General features: G+C 35.2%; 25 protein-coding genes and 1 pseudogene. 12 read left to right on the top strand and 14 right to left on the bottom strand.

Annotated features, from left to right (window positions below):
- Positions 1-54: 54 nt before the first annotated feature.
- Positions 55-267, bottom strand: a complete 213-nt coding sequence (locus AAGD93_RS05310) for a hypothetical protein (protein ID WP_065094389.1) — start codon at positions 265-267, stop codon at positions 55-57.
- 13 nt (positions 268-280) lie between these two features.
- On the opposite strand from AAGD93_RS05310, the gene AAGD93_RS05305 reads away from it, so the two are divergent.
- Positions 281-433 (top strand): hypothetical protein, encoded by a 153-nt coding sequence (locus AAGD93_RS05305; protein WP_341819242.1) that lies wholly within the window; start codon positions 281-283, stop codon positions 431-433.
- Here the strand turns inward: AAGD93_RS05305 and AAGD93_RS07695 are convergent.
- The 5 genes from AAGD93_RS07695 to AAGD93_RS05280 form a co-directional block, all read right to left on the bottom strand.
- Positions 430-666 (bottom strand): hypothetical protein, encoded by a 237-nt coding sequence (locus tag AAGD93_RS07695; RefSeq protein WP_410529899.1) that lies wholly within the window; start codon positions 664-666, stop codon positions 430-432. The genes AAGD93_RS05305 and AAGD93_RS07695 overlap by 4 nt on opposite strands.
- Before the next feature lie 179 nt (positions 667-845).
- A complete protein-coding gene (locus AAGD93_RS05300) occupies positions 846-1,049 on the bottom strand; it encodes a transposase (protein WP_341819241.1) in 204 nt (67 codons plus the stop codon).
- Positions 1,050-1,140: 91 nt separating this feature from the next.
- Positions 1,141-2,307 carry an aspartate kinase gene (locus AAGD93_RS05295; RefSeq protein ID WP_341819240.1) on the bottom strand — a complete coding sequence of 389 codons (1,167 nt, stop codon included), beginning with the start codon at positions 2,305-2,307 and terminating at the stop codon, positions 1,141-1,143.
- Between the two features lie 92 nt (positions 2,308-2,399).
- The gene (locus AAGD93_RS05290) at positions 2,400-2,564 is read right to left on the bottom strand and encodes a hypothetical protein (RefSeq protein WP_227738651.1); all 165 of its coding nucleotides are present in this window, start codon (positions 2,562-2,564) and stop codon (positions 2,400-2,402) included.
- Positions 2,565-2,733: 169 nt separating this feature from the next.
- On the bottom strand, positions 2,734-4,200 hold the full coding sequence (locus AAGD93_RS05280) for a hypothetical protein (RefSeq protein ID WP_341819239.1): 1,467 nt from the start codon (positions 4,198-4,200) through the stop codon (positions 2,734-2,736).
- 142 nt (positions 4,201-4,342) lie between these two features.
- On the opposite strand from AAGD93_RS05280, the gene AAGD93_RS05275 reads away from it, so the two are divergent.
- Positions 4,343-5,617: an APC family permease gene (locus tag AAGD93_RS05275; RefSeq protein ID WP_341819238.1), complete on the top strand. Its 1,275-nt coding sequence runs from the start codon at positions 4,343-4,345 to the stop codon at positions 5,615-5,617.
- A gap of 212 nt (positions 5,618-5,829) precedes the next feature.
- On the opposite strand, the gene AAGD93_RS05270 is transcribed toward AAGD93_RS05275, so the two are convergent.
- The 4 genes from AAGD93_RS05270 to AAGD93_RS05255 all read right to left on the bottom strand — a co-directional run bounded on the left by AAGD93_RS05270 (position 5,830) and on the right by AAGD93_RS05255 (position 7,507).
- Positions 5,830-6,474: a transposase gene (locus AAGD93_RS05270; RefSeq protein ID WP_341819055.1), complete on the bottom strand. Its 645-nt coding sequence runs from the start codon at positions 6,472-6,474 to the stop codon at positions 5,830-5,832.
- Positions 6,475-6,490: 16 nt separating this feature from the next.
- Positions 6,491-6,658: a hypothetical protein gene (locus AAGD93_RS05265; protein WP_156518135.1), complete on the bottom strand. Its 168-nt coding sequence runs from the start codon at positions 6,656-6,658 to the stop codon at positions 6,491-6,493.
- Positions 6,659-6,866: 208 nt separating this feature from the next.
- Positions 6,867-7,004, bottom strand: a complete 138-nt coding sequence (locus AAGD93_RS05260; RefSeq protein ID WP_156517973.1) for a hypothetical protein — start codon at positions 7,002-7,004, stop codon at positions 6,867-6,869.
- Between the two features lie 50 nt (positions 7,005-7,054).
- Positions 7,055-7,507, bottom strand: coding sequence for a hypothetical protein (locus AAGD93_RS05255; protein ID WP_341819237.1), 453 nt, complete (start codon positions 7,505-7,507; stop codon positions 7,055-7,057).
- Between the two features lie 140 nt (positions 7,508-7,647).
- Here AAGD93_RS05255 and AAGD93_RS05250 point away from each other — a divergent pair, with 140 nt between their 5' ends.
- Positions 7,648-8,682: an aspartate-semialdehyde dehydrogenase gene (locus tag AAGD93_RS05250; RefSeq protein WP_341819236.1), complete on the top strand. Its 1,035-nt coding sequence runs from the start codon at positions 7,648-7,650 to the stop codon at positions 8,680-8,682.
- Between the two features lie 403 nt (positions 8,683-9,085).
- The gene (locus AAGD93_RS05245) at positions 9,086-9,217 is read left to right on the top strand and encodes a hypothetical protein (RefSeq protein WP_341819235.1); all 132 of its coding nucleotides are present in this window, start codon (positions 9,086-9,088) and stop codon (positions 9,215-9,217) included.
- A 278-nt stretch (positions 9,218-9,495) separates the two neighbouring features.
- Here AAGD93_RS05245 and AAGD93_RS05240 read toward each other — a convergent pair whose 3' ends face one another.
- Positions 9,496-9,996: a Smr/MutS family protein gene (locus AAGD93_RS05240; protein WP_182319589.1), complete on the bottom strand. Its 501-nt coding sequence runs from the start codon at positions 9,994-9,996 to the stop codon at positions 9,496-9,498.
- 92 nt (positions 9,997-10,088) lie between these two features.
- On the opposite strand from AAGD93_RS05240, the gene rlmB reads away from it, so the two are divergent.
- The 4 genes from rlmB to AAGD93_RS05220 all read left to right on the top strand — a co-directional run bounded on the left by rlmB (position 10,089) and on the right by AAGD93_RS05220 (position 13,349).
- Entirely contained in the window at positions 10,089-10,853 is a 765-nt protein-coding gene (gene rlmB, locus AAGD93_RS05235) for a 23S rRNA (guanosine(2251)-2'-O)-methyltransferase RlmB (RefSeq protein ID WP_341819234.1), read from the top strand.
- 79 nt (positions 10,854-10,932) lie between these two features.
- The gene (locus AAGD93_RS05230) at positions 10,933-11,655 is read left to right on the top strand and encodes a Bax inhibitor-1/YccA family protein (RefSeq protein ID WP_341819233.1); all 723 of its coding nucleotides are present in this window, start codon (positions 10,933-10,935) and stop codon (positions 11,653-11,655) included.
- A complete protein-coding gene (locus AAGD93_RS05225) occupies positions 11,656-12,192 on the top strand; it encodes a cytochrome c oxidase assembly protein (RefSeq protein WP_264338050.1) in 537 nt (178 codons plus the stop codon).
- Between the two features lie 170 nt (positions 12,193-12,362).
- Positions 12,363-13,349 (top strand): quinone oxidoreductase, encoded by a 987-nt coding sequence (locus AAGD93_RS05220; RefSeq protein WP_341819232.1) that lies wholly within the window; start codon positions 12,363-12,365, stop codon positions 13,347-13,349.
- A 190-nt stretch (positions 13,350-13,539) separates the two neighbouring features.
- On the opposite strand, the gene AAGD93_RS05215 is transcribed toward AAGD93_RS05220, so the two are convergent.
- Positions 13,540-13,701, bottom strand: coding sequence for a hypothetical protein (locus AAGD93_RS05215; RefSeq protein ID WP_341819231.1), 162 nt, complete (start codon positions 13,699-13,701; stop codon positions 13,540-13,542).
- A gap of 241 nt (positions 13,702-13,942) precedes the next feature.
- Between AAGD93_RS05215 and AAGD93_RS05210 the strand changes: the two genes are divergently transcribed.
- From AAGD93_RS05210 to AAGD93_RS05195, 4 genes and pseudogenes are all read left to right on the top strand, one after another.
- Positions 13,943-14,890: an IS110 family transposase gene (locus tag AAGD93_RS05210; protein WP_265035888.1), complete on the top strand. Its 948-nt coding sequence runs from the start codon at positions 13,943-13,945 to the stop codon at positions 14,888-14,890.
- A 287-nt stretch (positions 14,891-15,177) separates the two neighbouring features.
- Positions 15,178-16,033 (top strand): annotated as a pseudogene (locus AAGD93_RS05205) (IS4 family transposase); the annotation flags it as partial.
- An 87-nt stretch (positions 16,034-16,120) separates the two neighbouring features.
- Positions 16,121-17,117 (top strand): IS630 family transposase gene (locus AAGD93_RS05200; RefSeq protein WP_341819230.1). Its coding sequence is split into 2 segments (ribosomal slippage): positions 16,121-16,582 and positions 16,584-17,117, totalling 996 coding nucleotides; the frame shifts between segments, so codons are not numbered across the junction.
- A 575-nt stretch (positions 17,118-17,692) separates the two neighbouring features.
- Positions 17,693-18,552, top strand: a protein-coding gene (locus tag AAGD93_RS05195; RefSeq protein ID WP_341819229.1) for an IS630 family transposase whose coding sequence is annotated in 2 segments (ribosomal slippage) — positions 17,693-18,017 and positions 18,017-18,552 — 861 coding nt in all. Because the reading frame shifts where the segments join, the coding sequence is not laid out codon by codon here.
- Here the strand turns inward: AAGD93_RS05195 and AAGD93_RS05190 are convergent.
- Both AAGD93_RS05190 and AAGD93_RS05185 read right to left on the bottom strand, forming a co-directional pair.
- A complete protein-coding gene (locus AAGD93_RS05190; protein WP_341819228.1) occupies positions 18,465-19,241 on the bottom strand; it encodes a hypothetical protein in 777 nt (258 codons plus the stop codon). The genes AAGD93_RS05195 and AAGD93_RS05190 overlap by 88 nt on opposite strands.
- A gap of 73 nt (positions 19,242-19,314) precedes the next feature.
- Positions 19,315-20,136: an AAA family ATPase gene (locus tag AAGD93_RS05185; protein WP_341819227.1), complete on the bottom strand. Its 822-nt coding sequence runs from the start codon at positions 20,134-20,136 to the stop codon at positions 19,315-19,317.
- Positions 20,137-20,147 lie beyond the last annotated feature (11 nt).

Here is a 20,147-nt window from a genome sequence, read left to right as displayed (position 1 = left end):
TCTCATACCAATTTCTATTACATAACAAACAAATAGACAATAGAAGTGAGAAGGTTATACTAAGGCAGTATAATGATGGAGTTTTGGAATGGCATTGGTATCAGGTTGCAATTTTAGCTTACATTGTGCCAATCTTTCTTCGATTGCTGCTCGCATAAATTCTGCCTGTCTTTTAGTTCTGCAGTGCACTATCGCATCATCCACATATCTTTCAAATGGTACTGTTGGGTGATTTTGTTTCATCCATATATCAAATGCATGGTGCATAAATATGTTTGAAATGATTGGGCTTATTGAACCTCCTTGCGGAACTCCTTTTTTCCCTAACTACCTTACTGCCATCTGCTTGCTGAATAGGGGATTTCATCCACCTTTCAACATACAGTATGACCCATTTGCAGTCTGTGTGCTTCTTGATAGCCTGCAGTGCTAAATTGTGGTCCAGATTGTCGAAAAATCCTGTAACATCAACAGCTTTCTTGGTAATCGTATCCTGTCTCCAATAAACAGCGGTTTTGCTATGTATCCTTGACCAGCAAAAAACTTACGTAAAGTTGGAGCCTTGTATTTAGCTTGAGTGAAAAGATTTAGAGCACCATCACGATCTTGAACACTTGCACTATGAACATCAGCCGCAATAATTAAGCCCACTGTATCTACAACAATATGACGTTTTCTACCCTTTATTTTTTTTTCAGCATCATATTCTCTGGATCCCCTTTTTGAGTGGTTTTTACTGATTGACTGTCAATTATTCCTACTGAAGGTGTTTCATTTTTACCAAACATTTTTCTTACCTCTTTTACTAGCATATTATGTATTTTTTCCAATTTGCCATTACTACGTCACCTGAGAAAATAGTCATACACCGTCTTCCATGGAGGAAAATCTTTCGGCAGCATTCTCCATTTACAACCACCTCTCATTATATACCTTATTGCATTAATAATTGTTCTGATATTGTGCTTTCTTGGCCTCCCTATCTTTCCTTGTGCAACATGTGGCTCCAAAATTTCCCATTCCTTATCACTTATATCACTTGGATACAATTTTCCCTCCTATTTTTTACTTACACTATCATATTTTTTTCCTCATTCCTTTTCAAGACATACTCTTAGACAACTGGACGTCAAGCCTATCCTAGTGCTGCATATCAAGCTCATACTCAGTATGTAAATCTTTGACCAAAGCTACAACGTATTCTTTTTGAACAATTATACTGATTTTGATTTCAGATGTTGTGATAGCAAGTATTTCTGTCTTTTTTTCGCTTAAAACCTTGAGTGTGCGGTGCATCACTTCAGCGTTAGACATAACACCAATACCAATTATTGAAATTTTAGCTACATTATCGTTTATAGCATAATTTTCATTCTTATTCAGTGACTTTTCCATTAAATCAATATCAAATTTGGAGATAACAAAACTTGACCCATGTATCATATCAATTTTAACGTTTGCTCCTGCTATATCTCTTAAAGTACGCAAGTTATTTGCAAGGTTAGTGAAAGTTACAAGAGCTTCATTAGTGCTATAAGCTATTCCAGTAATTAAGTATCTCTCTAGTACCTCCCTTTTGTGTAGCACTGTGGTGCCTTCTACTTCCTTAAAAGTGGATAGCACTTGCACTTTAATGTTATGTTTCATTGCAAGTTGTACTGAACGATTATGCAGTATTTTAGCACCAGATGACGACATTTCCAACATTTCATCGTAAGAGATAAATTTGAGCTTGCGTGCCTTTGGAACAATTTTCGGGTCTGCTGTATATATTCCATCAATATCAGTAAAAATTTCGCAAGCTCTAACACCAAAGGCTATCGCGAAGGCAACTGCTGATATATCAGAGCCTCCTCTTCCAAAAGTAGTGATTCTATCATCATTTATACCCTGAAAACCAGCGATGATCGCAGCAGTATAACCCTCAGCAAAAGATCTTTTCACACGGTCAATCTTTATTGTTTTTATTTTAGACTCAGAATAAAAATCATCAGTTACAATTGGTAACTGCCAGGCAAGCCATGATTTAGCATTAACTCCGATCGATTGGAGAGTGATAGCTAATAGACCGCAAGAGATTTGCTCTCCTGCTGAAAGCATAACGTCATACTCTGATAACTCTTGTCTGCAACTTAAATTTGAGATTTGCCTAGCCTGAAAAGCCATTTGGTCAGTAAATCCTGCAACAGCAGATACAACAACGATTACATTACAACCTTTCTCAATATCGTTTTTTATCAAATTTGCAACTCGGTTTAAATCAGTTAGCGAAGTCCCACCAAATTTTTTTATGATTATTTTGTCCATAGTTACAATATAACTCTCTTCTGAAGAAAAATATAGTTTTTGTAGAGATAGCAGCTTGCAAGCCATTTAGAAAAGGGAGGACAAAGCTATAGCTAACGCGTCATACCACGATTCATTCCATAGCTGTACGAACATTCATTTTTGAAGGTAAATTGCACAGCAAATGGTGTCATCCCAGTGCCTAGACACTGGGATCCAGAAGACTTAATTTCAACCAAGTGGCTGCATAATAAAGGCTGGATTCCAGTGCCAAGCACTGGAATGACACCCTCCCTTGTGGAAATTGCTCTCAAATCACAATGTTCGTACAGCTATGGATTCATTCGCGGTATAGATTCCGCTAACTAGTAGCGGAATGACGAATTTGTTGTTTTAAAATTGTCAGTAAATCTAAGTCAGTTTAGCTATATAGCACGAACTAAACCACTAAGCAGCAGAAGACCTTGCATGACCTCCAAAAAATGCTTTTACTCTTTCAAGATAAGTAGGTGGTTCTGCAGGGATTTCTATTTCATCTATTTTAGAATATATTGCCGCGTCTACGACTTCATCCGTTATTAACTCCCTTAACCTTTGTTTTATCTGCCCTCTCTGAATATGCTCCCCATAGTCGTTATAAAACTTTACATATAATTCCTTAAACACGAATTCTTTTATAGCATCTCTTGTATAAGAAATGCCGTCCTTTACTTCATCACTCACGTTGCTCAAATCCACCCCAGAACTTGGTGAATACAAATTATCAAAATTTTCTTTCAAAACTTTTATTTTATGGTAGTGCTTATCCACATATTTCTCAAGAAATCTTTTAGTAGCATTACCAGCCAACTTCCCCATTAGCTGAGGCTCCAGTTGAGCTGGAAAGTTGTTTTCTGCTTCAAGGCCACTTAATGCATAAATAATACGGAGAAGCATTCCAGGACCACATTGGCGGTTACTTTCTTCAAAGCGAACCAGTAATATAGATTTCAATAGTTCTACGTCTGCATTTTGCTCTCTTGCCGCAATTAAAACTAAATTTATAGCCTGTGTCAATGTCAATCCGGTTTGTGAATCTACCCAATTTACCCACTCCCCAGTTTCATAACCATCCAATCTTAGATAAGGTTCTATCATTCGTTTTTGCTGACTTGTTAAACCGCTTATATAACTTTTAAACTCTTCATCCAACTCATTTAACGGCGTACCATGTTCTTCCTTTAATTTTTTGGCACATTCAATAACGCTTTGCTGAAAACTTCTAGTATGAACGCTCTGACTACTAGTACCCACATCACTTACATTAAACAAAAAGCTTAGCTGCTTTACATTCAAACCCAAAGGTGAAAAGAGTTTTACTGATGGATATTTTATTAACTCAAGAAGTGCTACTGGAATTAGCAGTGCATAATTTAACAATAATAAACCAAAATTAAATATAAGAAACCCACGTAGAGCTGATACCTTTGATGCAATGTACAAAAATGGAAGCTGTAGGTAATATATCAAGTGTATACTGAAGAATAAGATTTTGTCCTTTAATTTTATTGTTGGATCTTTATAAACCTCAAACAACATGCTATTGCTATCAATATTGTTGTTTTTAAAGGAGGTATAGTTGTTTATGATCTTCTCTTGCAAGGGAAGAAGCATTTTATTCAGGCAAATAAACGCAGCAATAACAATAAAACCTGTAGCCAAAAATGCTAGTGCAGGGCTAGAAGTGCTTGTAGATAAATAGGCATAAAGACCATCAACAATTAAGTTTTTGTATAATCTTTCAAAGGGACGAACTAGAATCGGCTCAAGGATATAGTTAACAAGAAGATTTAAATAATACACGAGAAACAAAAGTGCAATCAAAAATGCAATAATACTACAAACAACCAAAAATGCTTTTAACCTCGGATCCATAACCTCCTCTTAATAACTTGTTAATATAATCTATTTTAGAAATAAATTGAGAAAAATGCAAGTTTTTATGTTAAAAGATCGATTGAAATTTCTGAGCTTCAGTTATATTGTTAATTTATTCAGATAAGAATTGAAAGTTATTGTGTCAAACAAAATAGGTTTTTGGGCTATTTTTGCCTTAGTGATTAGCAGCCAAATCGGCTCTGGGATTTTTATGCTTCCAATTAGCCTTGCTCCATATGGTATGTATAGCCTTATAAGCTGGGTGATATCAGGGCTTGGTGCTATATCTCTTGCTTTGGTTTTTGCCTTACTCTGTGCAAAATTTCCAGAAACGGGTGGCCCTCACGTTTATGTAAAGCATGCTTTCGGCCCTGCTGCAGCTTTCTTTGTTGGTTGGACGTATTGGGTGATTTCATGGGTTAGCACAACAGCAGTAATCGTTGCAAGTATTGGCTATCTTACTTCGCTTTTTCATGGAGATATTCAAAATATACGCTTATTTTTAGAAATACTATTATTTACGATCATTACACTAATAAATTTAAGAGGTGTCACTGCTGCTGGATGTGTTGAGCTTTTATTGATGACTGTCAAAATTACCGCACTGCTTGCTATACCAGTAACAGCGTTGTTTTTCTTTGATAGGAATAATTTTATCATAAGTGAGGAAATATCAAGCCTCACGATGTCTCAAGTCCTTGCTCGCTCTACACTACTCACTCTATGGTGTTTTATTGGACTTGAATCAGCAACAGCACCTGCAGGATCAGTTAACGATCCAGCTAAGACTATACCAAGAGCCATAGTACTTGGCACAATCTTTGTTGCAGTTATATATTTCATTAATAGCCTTTCAATCATGGGATTGATAAACGGCAATGATCTAGTTAATTCAAAAGCGCCGTATGTTGACGCAATAAAAATTATGTTTCCAGGTAATTGGCATTTGATCATTTCTATTGTTGCTTTTATTGTTTGTGTTGGCAGTTTAAATGCTTGGGTATTAGCTAGTGGACAAGTGGCCCTTGGCCTTGCAGAAGATAAACTGATGCCACAGTTCTTTGCTAAAAGAAACAAGCACGGTTCTCCTTTCTGGGGCATAACAATCAGCTCTGTTGGTACTTCAGTTCTACTAATTCTCACTTCAAGCAACAATTTTGCTAAGCAGATCACATCAATTATCGACTTTTCTGTAGTTTCATTTTTATTTGTTTACCTTGCATGCAGTCTTGCTTTTCTCAGAGTTATTGTGCAAGAAAAGAGTTGTTACAAATTTTTAATTGGCAGTATAGCAACAACCTTTTGCTGTTGGGTAATATTTGAAACTTCTGTGAATACCTTGCTGATCGCAAGCTTATTCACTGCAAGTGGCGTACCTCTTTATTTATTTTGGTATCGCAGAGTTTCTGTATAGCAAATGTTATGTATCTGTTCAGCAGAGTGGCAAAATAAGGTAGACGAGAAAAGACAACTATAGGAAGAAATGGGTGTCATGCCAGTGCTTGACACTGGCATCTACCGTCTTAAACATCAAGATAAAAATTATTGTTTTTTATCATAGCATTTAAACAAATGATGATTTTTCTCATTACAGCAACTAAAGCGACTTTAGCGGCTTTGCCAGAGTCAACTAAACGCTGCTTTCATTTTTTTATTATGACGCATTGCAACCACAGCAGACATGTATAATGCTTTTCGAGCATAAAATCTGCCACCTATGATCTGGGCTTTGCTCACTTTCCTTCCGCTTTCACTAGTTTTTGGTGCAACTCCAACTAGACAAGCTATTTCCTTATTATCTAACCTGCCAAGTTCAGGTACCTCTATGAGTAGGATACTTGCGGTTTTCCGTCCAACACCTTTATAGCTAGTTAGCAGTTTGCTTTTTTCCTTCAAATCAGGATCAGAGTTTATTATATCTTCTATGTCTTGCCTAATTTGCTCTAATTGTTTTTTTGCAAATTCTATCTGTTTTTCTATATATTCCCTGGCTTTTCCTGTAACCTTATGCAAACGACACTTATTTGCGTGAACTTCATCGTTTAGATTGCGCTCAACTGCTCTTAGCTCTCTTAGCTCTTTTAGTTCTTCTTGCTTTTGTGAAACTATGTATTCTACTACCTCGTCATTTTTTGTGATAAATTCAGCATATTTTTCTAGTAATTTTGCATCTAATTTATCTGTTTTTGCAAAGTGGTTGCAGGCTTTTGCAAATGCATATACCCGATTTGGGTGAGCTCTGTGAACAGCTATGTTATGTTCCCGTAACAACTTTATGACAAGTTTTTCATAACCACCTGTTTACACATAACTTAACAAATACGTTAGCCATTTTTGACTTTATAAACTCAGATATAGCTGTCTCTACATTTTCTATACGCTGATGTTTATTGTTGATTGAGATATCAAGTGTTTCTTTTGAAACATCAATACCAATGAAAACTGTTCTAGCCATTTTTGTACCTATAAATATAATCAAATAATAATGTAACAGGATTGTGATTCGATCTTTTAGATCCCCCTACCGTTCGTACTCCATTTTTTAAAGCTAGGAGTGTACTGAGATGCCTACGATTTCTATCAATCAATCCAATTGACAGCTAGCTCATTATAGTCTTGCGACTTTGACTTAATATACAATCCAGTTCTTTCGCGCAGTTCCATCAAAAACGTTGTAAAGGATTAATCGCTTTCGTGTTTACCAACTTAGTGCCCAATCTCGATCCCAGTGTCAAGCACTGGGATGACAAGAAAGGGAGCACTGGAATTTTTGTTTCAATATTTGTACATGAGCCATGCATCTGAACAGATACAATGTTGTAGCTAGAGATAATTTTTAAATGATTGATATTTATGAACCACGACTTTTCTTGTTGTCCACTTGTTCAACATTACCCTTCTCAAGTTTACTATCTACTTCTTTTGTGTGTTCATCATCTATACTAGTTTCATCTTTTATCTTACTAGGGTAATCTTCCTGCGATTTTTTATATGCTTCCATGTTGTCATATATAGGGTTACTGATGATTTCTATTTTTTCAGGTGTGAAAATCCTTGCTAAAAATCTCCTTATTATTGGTATTGACCTTAAGAAATCTCTTAGCTTTGAAGATTCTTGTCTTTTGTTTAGAGACTGTTGGTCTATTTTAGAGGTTTTTACACCATACTTTTTATCATCAAAATTTATTGTAGGCTTTCTTTTATTCGAAAGAACACTTTGGGCCTTTGATCGATTGGTTCCTTCAGGCCCTTGAGGTGTAGAAATTGCAGGTTTAACCTTAGTTTCATCGTATTCCTTACTCATCTTTCATTTCATTATGTAATATTACTAATATTGCATAATAATAGCTAAATTACAATTAATTGCAAGGTAAAAATATTAAAACAATTGTAAATTTTGTCAGTAAAAATATAATAGAACTTTGAAATTAGAGGTTCATCTATATGGGATACAAAATTGCTGTTATTGGAGCAACCGGAAGAGTAGGGCGTGAGGTATTAAGCACGCTTGCTGAATTTCAAGATGAGGCGATAGATTGCGTTATTGCACTTGCATCGAAAAAATCAGAAGGGAAGAAGGTGAGCTTTGGTGACAAAGAGTTAACAGTTTTATGCCTTGAGGATTATGACTTCGTTGGAACTAATGTAGCCATTTTCTGTGCTGGATCTCATGTTTCTGAAGAGTATGTACCAATTGCAACACAGGCTGGATGCATCGTGATAGATAACAGTTCCCATTTTAGAATGAAAGAGGGTGTGCCACTCATTATTCCAGAGATTAATAAAGAAAAAATTATGGAATATAAAAACCACAACATAATATCCAATCCAAACTGTACTACAATACAGATGCTGCTAGTACTACATCTATTACACCAAAAAGCAAAAATAAAGAGAATCGTTGCTTCAACTTATCAATCAACTTCTGGTGCAGGCAAAACAGGAATGGATGAGCTCTATGACCAGACAAAAAAAATCTTTATGAACGAAGCTAAAAAACCCAAGATATTCTCTAAGCAAATAGCATTCAATTGCATTCCCCATGTAGGAGAATTCATGGAAAATGGTTCTACAGAAGAGGAATGGAAAATGCAAGAGGAGACAAAAAAAATTTTAGAGGAAGATATAAAAGTTACTGCAACTTGTGTAAGGGTACCCGTCTTTATCGGTCACGCTATGGCAGTAAATGTGGAATTTGATCAACATATCACTGAAGAACAAGCTCGTGAAGTGCTAAGTGAAGCCGAAGATAGTGGAGTTTTAGTGTACAACAGGCGTGAAGATAGTGAATACATAACTCAAATTGATGTTGTACAGGAGAATGCTGTATATGTATCGCGTATTAGAAGAGACAATACTGTTGAGCACGGATTAAATATGTGGATAGTGGCTGACAACCTGCGCAAAGGCGCAGCATTAAATATAGTGCAGATTCTTGAGATTTTGATAAGAGAGCATTTGTCAATCAAGTGCATATAGAGCGCACGTACGTTGTAATTCGAAGGAAATTTGTATACCACATGGCAGCGCGTGACGCTGGAATGGCTTTGTTGCATCGCTACTTATGAAAGGCTAACTATAATTAGGATTATAAGCAACTTATTGAAAATCTTGTTTTTTTTGCAATCAATCTGATCAAATTTAAGAATAGTAACTTGTTATTTATATTAATAAATTTAATTCTATTGAAAATAGCTAAAGCATTGAAATTCTTGAATTTTAGCCGGATTAGTGAGTGGTAGTGAAATTTCTTTTACTCAAATTTAGGTATTCACTGACCGTTCTTGTTATAAATACCAGAATAATAAGCTACTGATATTCTCCACCTTTTTTATCTTTAATCCATCATAGCTAGCGATGCAACAAAGCCGGCTGGATTCCAGTGTCAAGCACTGGAATGACACCATTTGCTGTGCAGTTTACCTTCAAAAATGAATGTTCGTACAGCTATGGAATAAATAGCGGTATGACGGTTCGCAGCTGTATAGTAACTCGTCACCCCGCTACTTGTTAGCGGCTGAGATACCGCGGCGGTATGACGTAGAAGCTATACTTTTATACTCACCAACTCAGTATCCAATCTGGATCCAAGTAGTCAAGCTATTCGGATGACACCCTCATAAAGTGAAATGAGATCCCGCTAACACGTAGCGGGATGACGGGAAAAGAGGTACTGGGAGACATCCTTCCTGGTAGACCCAAATCACAATGTTCGCACAGTTGTGCGTCACGCGCTGCCGAACACTGTATGGTTATACAAGAAAAATTAAGGCTTAAAAGGAATTTTAAGTATCAGGACTCAAGGTTTTTATTCCTTCTTAATAAAACATAAAAAGCCCCTTTACCACCATGTTTTTTCGTAGCTTGTTGGTAGTATAGAACCATATGCTGGATTTTAGTGTCATTTAACCATTTATTTAAGTTACTCTTTATAGTGTCTGTTTTATTTGTTGCACTGCCGTATCCCGTAATTACCAATAAACATCTATTTCCTGCTCGATAATTTTTGATAATAAAATCTATCAATTTACAGTAAGCATCCTCTATATTATAGCCATGCAAATCGAGCTTATCACTTATAAAATATTTACCCCTATCAACTTTTGATTTTGTGTTTTGGTCAAGACAAAATGATGAGTTACTATTATTGGTATTAAGAAAATTCCCTTGTAAGTCGGAGGTACCTTTATCAACCATAGACTTTATATTTACTTTATGATCAACTTTCAAAGTAACTTTTCCACATTCTATTGGCTTAACATTTTTTTGCCAATCCAACTCATCGTCCGACATAAACGCATTAATCGAATTGTATAATTTTACAACAATATCCAAACATAGTAAAATGTTGCTTATTCTATAAAAACCCGATTTTCAATAATACGATGAAATCGTCAAAAACTAATGAGAATTTTTGGCTGTATGGAAAGCACACCTGCATGTCAGCACTGAAGAATAAAAATAGGCGGTGTATAGAACTGTTAGCAACAGAAAATTTCTATAGAGAGCACAAAAAAGAAATTAGGCAATGTGTAGACAGTAAGGGCATTAAAGTTCGATTAGTAGAAAACAAAATACTTAATGACGTTTTACCCAAAGGTGCTAACCATCAGGGAATTGCTTTAAATGTTGCCCCTATTCTTTATAACTTAAGCATTGAAGAAATAGCTGAAAGCTCGAACGATAGCTCTACTATAGTCATTTTAGATCAAGTCACTGACACGCACAATATTGGGTCGATTTTAAGAACTTCAGCTTGTTTTAATGTCAACGCATTGGTTTTACCACATAACCATTCACCGAGTGAAAATGCATCTATTGCAAAAGCAGCAAGTGGGGCTTTAGATATTGTTCCGCTAATATACGTTACAAATATAGTAAAAACTATGCAGTATTTAAAAAAGGTCGGCTACTGGTGTTACGGGTTTGATTGCAATGCTAAAGAAAATATAGATGAAATAAAGAGTTTTGAGAAAAAAAGAGTAATTATTTTTGGTTCTGAAGAGAAAGGAATGCGGAGGTTAGTTAAAGAAAATTGTGATTATCTTTTAAAGATCCCAATATCAAACGTAATTGACAGCTTAAATGTTTCAAATGCAGCAGCAATAGGCCTATATTCTATTTATATTAAAACAAATGCCAGCGCATAGCTGTTTATAATAAAAACACTTGATAAAAATGTGGTTTTATATTATAATGTGTTAAATAATGGACAAAAGGAGTTATACTATGTCTTACATGAGAAATGAACAGGATATTCGCTCTCAAGGCGTTTACTATAGCGCTGGGCTCAGAAGTTACCTAACTAAAGTATATAATTACATGGCTTTAGCTTTGGGCGTTACAGGGCTTGTTGCATTTCTAACGGTATTTTCTGGTCTTTTTCAGATAATTCATTCTAATCCTGTTCTGTTGTATGCGATAACATTTTCTCCACTTTTGCTAGTGCTTTTTGTATATCCAAAAATCTTACATCTTAGTGTTCAGTCCGCGTTTACCGTGTTTTTCACGTTTTCGGTGCTAATAGGGCTCTCCTCATCTTATATTTTTGTGTTTTACACCGCGGAAAACATAGCAAGAGCGTTTTTCATCACATCGATCATGTTTGCTTCCATGGCTTTATATGGCAATACTACAAAAAAAGATCTGACTAGTATGGGTTCTTTTTTGAGAATGGGAGTCTTAGGGTTAATTATCGCGTCTATAGTAAATTTATTCCTTGGAAGTAGTCCTCTCTATTTTGCAATATCGTTCATATCAGTAATAGTATTTACCTTAATGACTGCATATGATGCTCAGAGAATCAAAGACGTTTATTATAGATATAATGATGGCTCAGAGGCTGCAGCCACTAAGCTGGCGATACTGGGTGCAACTAGTCTTTACCTCAACTTTATCAATATATTCCTCAATTTACTCAGGTTACTTAACTTGTTCAATAATAGGGACTAGATGTTTTCCTTTTTAAGGAAAGGTAGTAAGAATTCTATAGTTTTCTTTTTAATATCTTTAGTCGTGTTGATGTTATGTCTTGCATATGCATCGGTACCGTTATATAGCATTTTTTGTAAAGCTACTGGATATGGTGGCACAACAAGAAAAGTAACTAATGCAACAATAAGTGCAATTGACCAAAAAATCAGGGTCCACTTCAATGCTGATATAATGTCCGATCTACCTTGGGAATTTAAATCAGAAACTAACTACGTTGATGTAAACATAGGAGAACAAAGTTTAGCGTTTTATTACGCAAAAAATCTATCTGATCAGCCTTCATTTGGAATGGCGGTGTATAACGTTACGCCTTTCAAAGCAGGTAAGTATTTCAATAAAATTGCATGCTTTTGTTTTGAAGAACAAATGTTGCTACCAAAACAAAAAGCAGCTATGCCCGTATCTTTTTATATAGATCCTGAGATAATGCTTGATAACAATACAAAAGATTTGAGCGAAATAACACTGTCATACACGTTTTTTAAGCTTAAGTAACAGAATGTTTGCAAACCATGTCATTTCAGTAATCAATAGGGTGTCATCCAAGTAGCTGACACTGGAATGACAGGAGGTAACGCAAGAAGTCTATTGATTGTGAAAACAATAACTTTGCAAAATATTAATTGTTAGATAACATAATCAAAGTTTTTGTCTTAATATTCATCATGGTTAGAGCTATACAAATTAAAAAAACTGGGGGACCAGAAGTATTAGAATTTGTAGATAAGAGCATAGGTGAGCCAAAAGGCGAGGAAGTCTTAGTGCGTCACACAACTATCGGCTTAAATCGTTATGATTTAGAGCACAGAAAAGGTACACGCAAAATTAAAAATTTACCATCAGTGCTTGGAGTGGAAGCAGTTGGGGTTATTGAAAAACTTGGTAAAAAAATCAGTGATGGATTCAAAGTTGGAGACAGAGTTGGATATTGCACAGCTCCTCCAGGGGCATATTGTGAAAAGCGCATTATACACCAGAAATATCTGATAAAAATTCCAGATGACATATCTGATGAAGTTGCTGCTGCAGTGCTGTTTAAAGGTATGACAGCTCACTATTTAGTTAATCAATCTTATAAAATCAGGCCTGGTGCTTTCGTGCTAGTTCATGGAGCTAATGGTGGCTTAGGGCAAATAATATGTCAATGGGCAAAGGATAAAAAAGGTGTAGTGATAGGTTCTGTAAGCTCTGATGAAAAAATGAAGATAGCTTTACAAAGTGGCTGCACATACGCAATAAACTACAATGATAAAGACTTCGTTTCTAAAATTATGGAGATTACGCAAAACAGAGGAGTAGGTGCAGTGTATGACCCCATAGGTTACGCTACAAGTAAGCTCTCTTTTGAATCTTTAGGCAGGTTCGGCATATACGTTTCCTATGGGCAGATATCAGGTAACGCTCCTATTAGTTTTTCTTTACTTAGTTCACGTTCGTTATTTGCAACTGGAACCTCAATATACCATTATAAGCATGATAGATTCACATTAGTGCTTACCACAATGGAAATCTTCGAGATGATAAGAAAAAAACTTTTAACTGTACGGATCAATAAAAAATATAAATTTGATGAAATAATGCAAGCCCATCACGATATGGAAAATAGAAAAACGAGTGGGTTAAATATTATTAAAATCTCTCAAATAAATTAATAGTTAAAATTAACCATTCATTAAATTATATCAACTAGAATTTCACATATTTAATTCTCCTTTTGGGGGAATTAAAAGCATATAGCTAAACTGACTTAGGCTTACCGACGATTTGAAAAACCATCATTTCGCTACTCGTTAGCGGAATCTATGCTGAGATACCGCGAATAGACTTCTTGCATAACCCAAATTAAGTAGAAAGAGGTATCATCCGAGTAGCTGACACTGGTTCCTTTATGACGGTAGTAGCCCCCCTTCTCCTGTCATTCCAGTGCTCTCTTCTTGTCATCCCAGTGCCCAGACACTGGGATCCAGTTTCACCTTGTGATGGTGTCATGAAAGTAGCTGACACTGGTTTCCATCCAAGACGGTTGTAAGTTGGAAATGTGATATAAAAAGAAGCAAGAAGGAAGATAACTCTATAAAAATGTGGTTATCGCCAGGCTTGAGCGACCGTAAGACGGTAGTATTATAACATACGTAGATATCAAGGTACTCAAGCCTATCCTTCGAGACGTTTGAATAGTTGTTTGGGACATATATATGCACCCGTTTACAATCTTAAATTTTAACTTAAACTCTCGAGGTTCTTTATGGTTACATCTTATCAAAATTTTATTGGCATTGATATCGGAAAACTTGAATTTGTTACTGCAGTTAATGAACAAAAAGGTGTCATCAAATTTGACAATAGTTGTGTTGGTTGGAAACAATTCTACCAAAAATTTTCAAATATCTTGCCCAACTCCATGGTAATTTTAGAAGCTACAGGAGGTTATGAGCTTGGCTTATTGTATTTTCTTATTGATAGAAACATTGCTGTGCATCGTGCTAATACTCGTCAAGTTAAAAACTTCATTCTATCTCATGGAACTTTGGCAAAGACCGACAGTCTTGATGCAAAAGCGCTTGCCCAATATGGTTCTGAGCGTTGTGGACATCTGCAGCTATTTACACCTATCTCAAAAGAACAAACCACCTTGTTTGCACTTTGTCAGCGTCGTGACGATATTACGAAAATGCTTGTTCAAGAGAAGAATAGGCTAAAAACTCCTGGAAATGATTACATTAAGGAAAGTTGTCAACAAGCTATTGAATTCCTCAACAACCAGGTAGAAAAGCTTGATCAAGCTATACAAAAAATAGTCAATGAAAATCCTGAATTGCAACGATGCCAAAAAATTCTTGAAACAGTCCCTGGAATAGGTAGAAAAACCTCTCAATGTTTATTGTGTCTCATACCGGAACTTGGTTCTTTAAATAAAAGGCAAATTGCAAGCCTTGCAGGTGTTGCGCCTCATCCTAAGGAAAGTGGTAAAGCTATTGGCTACCGAAGGATTATAGGTGGAAGAAGTAACGTTCGTTCAAAGCTTTTTACAGCTGCCATGGCTGCTGCAAGGTCCAAATCTGCACTTGGTGCCTTTTATTCTAAGCTTATTGAAAGTGGTAAGAAAAAGATGGTGGCTATAACAGCTCTAATGCGTAAAATAATAGTGATTGCTAATGCAAGGCTTAAAGAAGCAGTTAATTTGCATATTTAAAAATTTACATAGCAATAACTGAAATTGGTTAATGAATATGCGCGTCCACACACATTAAAAGCGCATATTCATTAACTTAAGCAGAAATTGCTGTGGTGGCTGTTTGATACAAAATTCTGTTTCTATAACAAATGGGTTTTTATTGCCCATATGAAGTTGCAAAACTACAAATAAAAAATTTTTAAAAAAACATAGTTGATGTCATTCCTTACTATTACCCACAAATATAAATGGACTAAAAAGTAAAATATTACAATATTAAAGTTTGCAAATATTGAGGGTGTAAAATGGCAAGTAAAAGTAGTGAATGGGCTAAAAATGAATTTGGAGATGCCGTACTTGGAGATAAAAGGTTAACTGAGCGATTAGTAAAGATTGCTGATATGTTTGACAAAATTACCTGAAAGTTAGATTAATCAAGCATGTGAAAGTTGGTCAGAAGCAAAAGCAGCATACCGTTTTTTTCAAAATGAGAATGTAAAAGAAAGTGATATTTTAGCTACACATATTAATAAGACGGTTGAGAGAACAAAAGCTCACAAGAGGGTTCTTGTCATTCAAGATACCAGTTACATTGTATATAATAACCATAAAAAAACAAGCGGATTAGCAAATTTGTCCAGTTATGATACTGCAAAAGGTATTATAATGCATACAGCTCTTGCCGTTAGTATAGAAGGTTTGGTACTAGGGATACTAGATCAAAAAGTTTATTCAAGACCTGAAGAAACTGAGAACCTTAAAAAAAAGAGCGATCGCATTGAAGATAAAGAAAGCGTAAAGTGGTTGGAAACTTTAAGAAAAACAAATAATATTATTGATCCAACTCAAACTGAGACTATAACTGTATGCGATAGAGAAGCAGATATATATGACTTTTTTGAGCTTGCACATAATCTTAATTCGGCAGTGCTAGTTAGAGCATGCAGAGATAGAGAAGTAAATAGAAAATCTCGATATCCTGAAAAAGGTGAGCAGAAGTTATGGGCATTTATTAAATCCTCTCATTGTGCAGGTACGGTAGAAGTTGAAGTTCCTGTAAAAGATAATAAGCCAAAAAGAACAGCACGTTTGGAAGTTAGATTTGGAAAGTTTATGATGAATCCATCTAAGAATAATATTAGGCATAAGACGGAAGAACTACCTAATACCAATTCCCGCTACACAAGTAACGGATAGACAATAATAGAAAAAAAGCCATACTGAAGTAAGTAAAGTAGCGAGGTTTAAATGGCATTAAGATCAAAATTATTGGATGAAAAAGTGGTGGGATCAGCAAAAGAAATGCTGAAGAAAGTAAGAAATAACGCATATGTTGCAAAAAAACTAAATGCTGTAATTGCAGCAAAAAAGCACAGTATAACAGCCGTAGCAAAGATATGCTGCATTTCAAGAAAGGCACTTACTGCATGGATAAAGCACCTAAAATTTGGCAGAGAAGAAAAATTATTTGCTCCGCCTCAACGCCGTAGAAAAACTATATTGAATCAAAGTCAACGTGAACAAGTTGAGGTGTGGATAGAGGAAAACCCCAATATTACTATAAAAGAAATGAAAATAAGAATTCAAGAAAAGTTTGGTTTGAATATCAGCAAATCTACAGTACACCGTAATATGCAAAGAATGAAATTCTCATATATCACACCAAGACCAGTGCATAACGGACAAGATAAAAGTAAACAAGAGGAATTTAAAAAAAAATCTTAATGAAACTATTGTCATGTATCCTGAAAAAGAGCTATTTTTCTTGGATGAATCGCGGTTTGGCACACATTCAAAGATTGGACACGGGTGGTTTAAAAAAGGCATTAGGACACAGGTTAAGGTAAAACTAGGTAGGCAAAATTTTTATCTCTATAGTGCAGTTAATCCCAGAAATGGAGAAAGTTCTAGCTCAAACGTCAATACTGATTGTATGAATATATTCCTTGAGCAGATGTCACAATATTTAGGAACAAGGGAGGCATTTCTTATCATGGATTGTGCTAGTTGGCATAAGTCAAAAAATTTAAAAGCACCTAAAAATATCGACATTATATACCTACCACCATACTCACCTGACCTCAATCCTGTTGAGAGGTTTTGGTTATATATAAAACAGAACATTTTGCGTAACAAAATCTACGACACAATTGCTTTGCTTGAGAGCGCTTTGTGCAAATTTATTACCTCTCTTTCTCACTCCACAATTAAAAAACTCTGCAATGCCGCTTATTTGATTCACTAGTAATGAGAATTGGTATTAGTTCTTTATTCATTCTCACAATCCGTGAACGGTTACAATCTGGATTCCAGTGGGCTTTGTTGCATCGCTAGCTATGATGGATTAAAGATAAAAAAGATAGTGAATATCAGTAGCTTATTATTCTGGTGTTTATAACAAGAACGGTCAATGAATACCTAAATTTGAGTAAAAGAAATTTCACTACCATTTACCAATCCGGCTAAAATTCAAGAATTTCAATGCTTTAGCTATTTTCAATAGAATTAAATTTATTAATATAAATAACAAATTACTATTCTTAAATTTGATCAGATTGATTGCAAAAAAACAAGATTTTCAATAGGTTGCTTATAATCCTAACTATAGTTAGCCTTTCATAAGTAGCGATGCAACAAAGCCATTCCAGTGTCAGCTACTTTCATAACACCATATTACCTTAACAAAAGCAAATGTTCGTACAGATGTGCATCAGCTACTTTCATCTGCCACCTGCAAATTGCAATGTTCGTACAGTTATAGCTCTTTCCATAAAAGTCCGGATGTGATAGGATAAGGATAGATGATGATAAGGAGGTTGAATGCCAGCAGCATATAGTTATGATTTAAGAAAAAAAGGAATGGAAGCGCTAGACGAAGGAGAAAGCAGAGAAACAGTGGCAGCAAGATTTAAGATTGGACGAACTACTTTATGGGAGTGGCAGCAAAGAAGAAAAGAAACAGGAGACTTTCAATCAAAAAAACTTGGAAATGGGGGTTACAATCACAAAATTACCGACTGGGATACCTTTGCCAAATTTGCCAGAGAACACGGAGGAAAGACTCTATCGGAAATGGCTAAACTTTGGAACAACGTTAGTATCCAAACGATCTATCGAGCCCTTAAAAAAATTGGATTTACGCGCAAAAAAAGACATATGGATACAAGGAAAGAAACGAAGAAAAACGTGCTGAATTTTTGAAAATTATAGCGACAAAAGAACCTAAAAACTTAGTGTATATAGATGAGTCTGGCATTGATAACACCGAAGACTACCCCTACGGATATTGCCAGAAAGGACAGCGGTTTTATGCCTTAAAATCTGGAAAGAAAACTCAACGAATCAGTATGGTTGCAGCCTTAAGTGGAAGAAAGATAGTTGTTCCGTTAACCTTTGAAGGCCACTGTAATATGGATGTTTTTAATGGATGGTTTGAGCAATTTTTGACACCGATCTTGGAACCTGGACAGACTGTCATTCTTGACAATGCTACTTTTCATAAGTCTGATAAGATTATCGAGCTTGCTAAAGGGGTTGGTGCAGAAATTTTGTATCTGCCGCCTTATTCTCCAGATTTCAACAAAATTGAGCATCATTGGTTTGCTATAAAAAAAAGAGCCAGGAAAAACATTCCTCTATTCGAATCCTTTCGTCGTGCTGTTGATTCTGCCTTCCTATGACCTGTTCGGACTATTATGAGAAATGCTATACTTTCAGCACTTTTGTGATAATTATAATAATGTAATTTATTTTGATCATCAAAATAACCAAATTCATCAGCGAGGGTTCCCACTTTGCTACCTTTACCATCTTTGACTAGCCTAAATAGATCAATTGCATGGTTTTGAGATCCAGGCTCAATAGGACCTTCTGCAGCAAAAAACTTAGGTGCATGACCAACATATTCCTTAAATTTTAGATTATGAGTCTTTTTTACACTACCAAAATCCACAAATTTATATTCATCTGAAACGCCAGAATATTGTGGATCATACTTTTTATATTCAAAAAACTCATTACCTAAAAAATTACAAAACGTTAATTTATAATTATCATGATCGGATTTAACGACTTTAAGGTAATGAAAATCTCCAGGAATCTTTACTTCCTCTTCCGTAATATGATTACGTACAACAAGCTCACCATTTAGCATATGATAGCCAATTTTTGGCAAAGTAGCTATATTGATTGTCTTGTTTAGCTTAAAATTTGCTTCATAAATGCCACTTAACAACTCCTTTCCTTTTTCTAGGGTTATGTCTTGATCTGAAGCTATATTCTTAATTAAGCTTAATTTTTTCTGCATGTTCAATATGGCTTTCGTCAAAACTTCTATTGATTGCCATACAGTTAATTTATTATCAGTCAAATTATATACTTCGAGTATTAAATTAACAGAATTTTATCATGAATTTATGTTAAAAGTATTATACTTTGTAAACTTATGTCATGATATTAACTACATTAGCTAAAACATGCTTTTTATCTAAGTGGAGTTGCTTTGCGGCAACGAAAAGTTCATCTATTTTTTTCCACTGACTTAGCAGAATTTCAACACCATTTACCTCTCTCTTTATGCTTTCTAAAATGAAGGCCTGAATTATATATGATGCTAGTTCTAGTTCGATTTCGCTATTAATTACTTTATTAATCATATTGGGATTCTTTAAATCATGAAGAAATTTATAAAAGCATTTGTATGCTTCATAAGCATCACTACTTATTGCATTTATTATCATTCCTGGCATTCCAGGAAATAAAGTGATCATTTCATCAAACGTTTGACCATCAAACTTACATTGAGATGAAGCAACTTGCTTTGTTTCATCATAAGTTAATGGGAGTAAATTTAGCTGAAAGCACCTACACAAGATAGTGGTTTGTATATCATATGGCTTATGGCTAATTATAAATATCTTAGAATTTTTTGGCGGCTCTTCTAATATTTTCAATATTGCGTTTTTAGCGTTATTAGTCATTGCCTCTAAGCTATCTATTATAGCTATTTTGTGTTCTGATTGAATGGGACTTAAGTGTAGAAAGTTTTTCATTTCTCTGACTTTTTCTATTCCGATAGTATCACCTTCAACAATGTGTAAGTCCAATGCTACTTCATTATAGTTTTTTATGAGTAACCAATTGGAGAAGGATTTTGCAAGTGTTGCTTTTCCTATACCTTTTTTACCACAGATCAGCCAAGACTGAACAGATAAGTTGTTCATTATTTTTTTTTTGGCTTGGTTGTGGCCTATTACTTTTTTCATTCTTTCTCCTA

The organism is Wolbachia endosymbiont (group A) of Brachyopa scutellaris (genome assembly GCF_964026995.1).
GTDB classification, from domain to species: domain Bacteria; phylum Pseudomonadota; class Alphaproteobacteria; order Rickettsiales; family Anaplasmataceae; genus Wolbachia; species Wolbachia pipientis.
The sequence above is the reverse complement of the archived record's forward strand: the minus strand, read 5'-3'. Positions and strand labels throughout refer to the sequence as shown.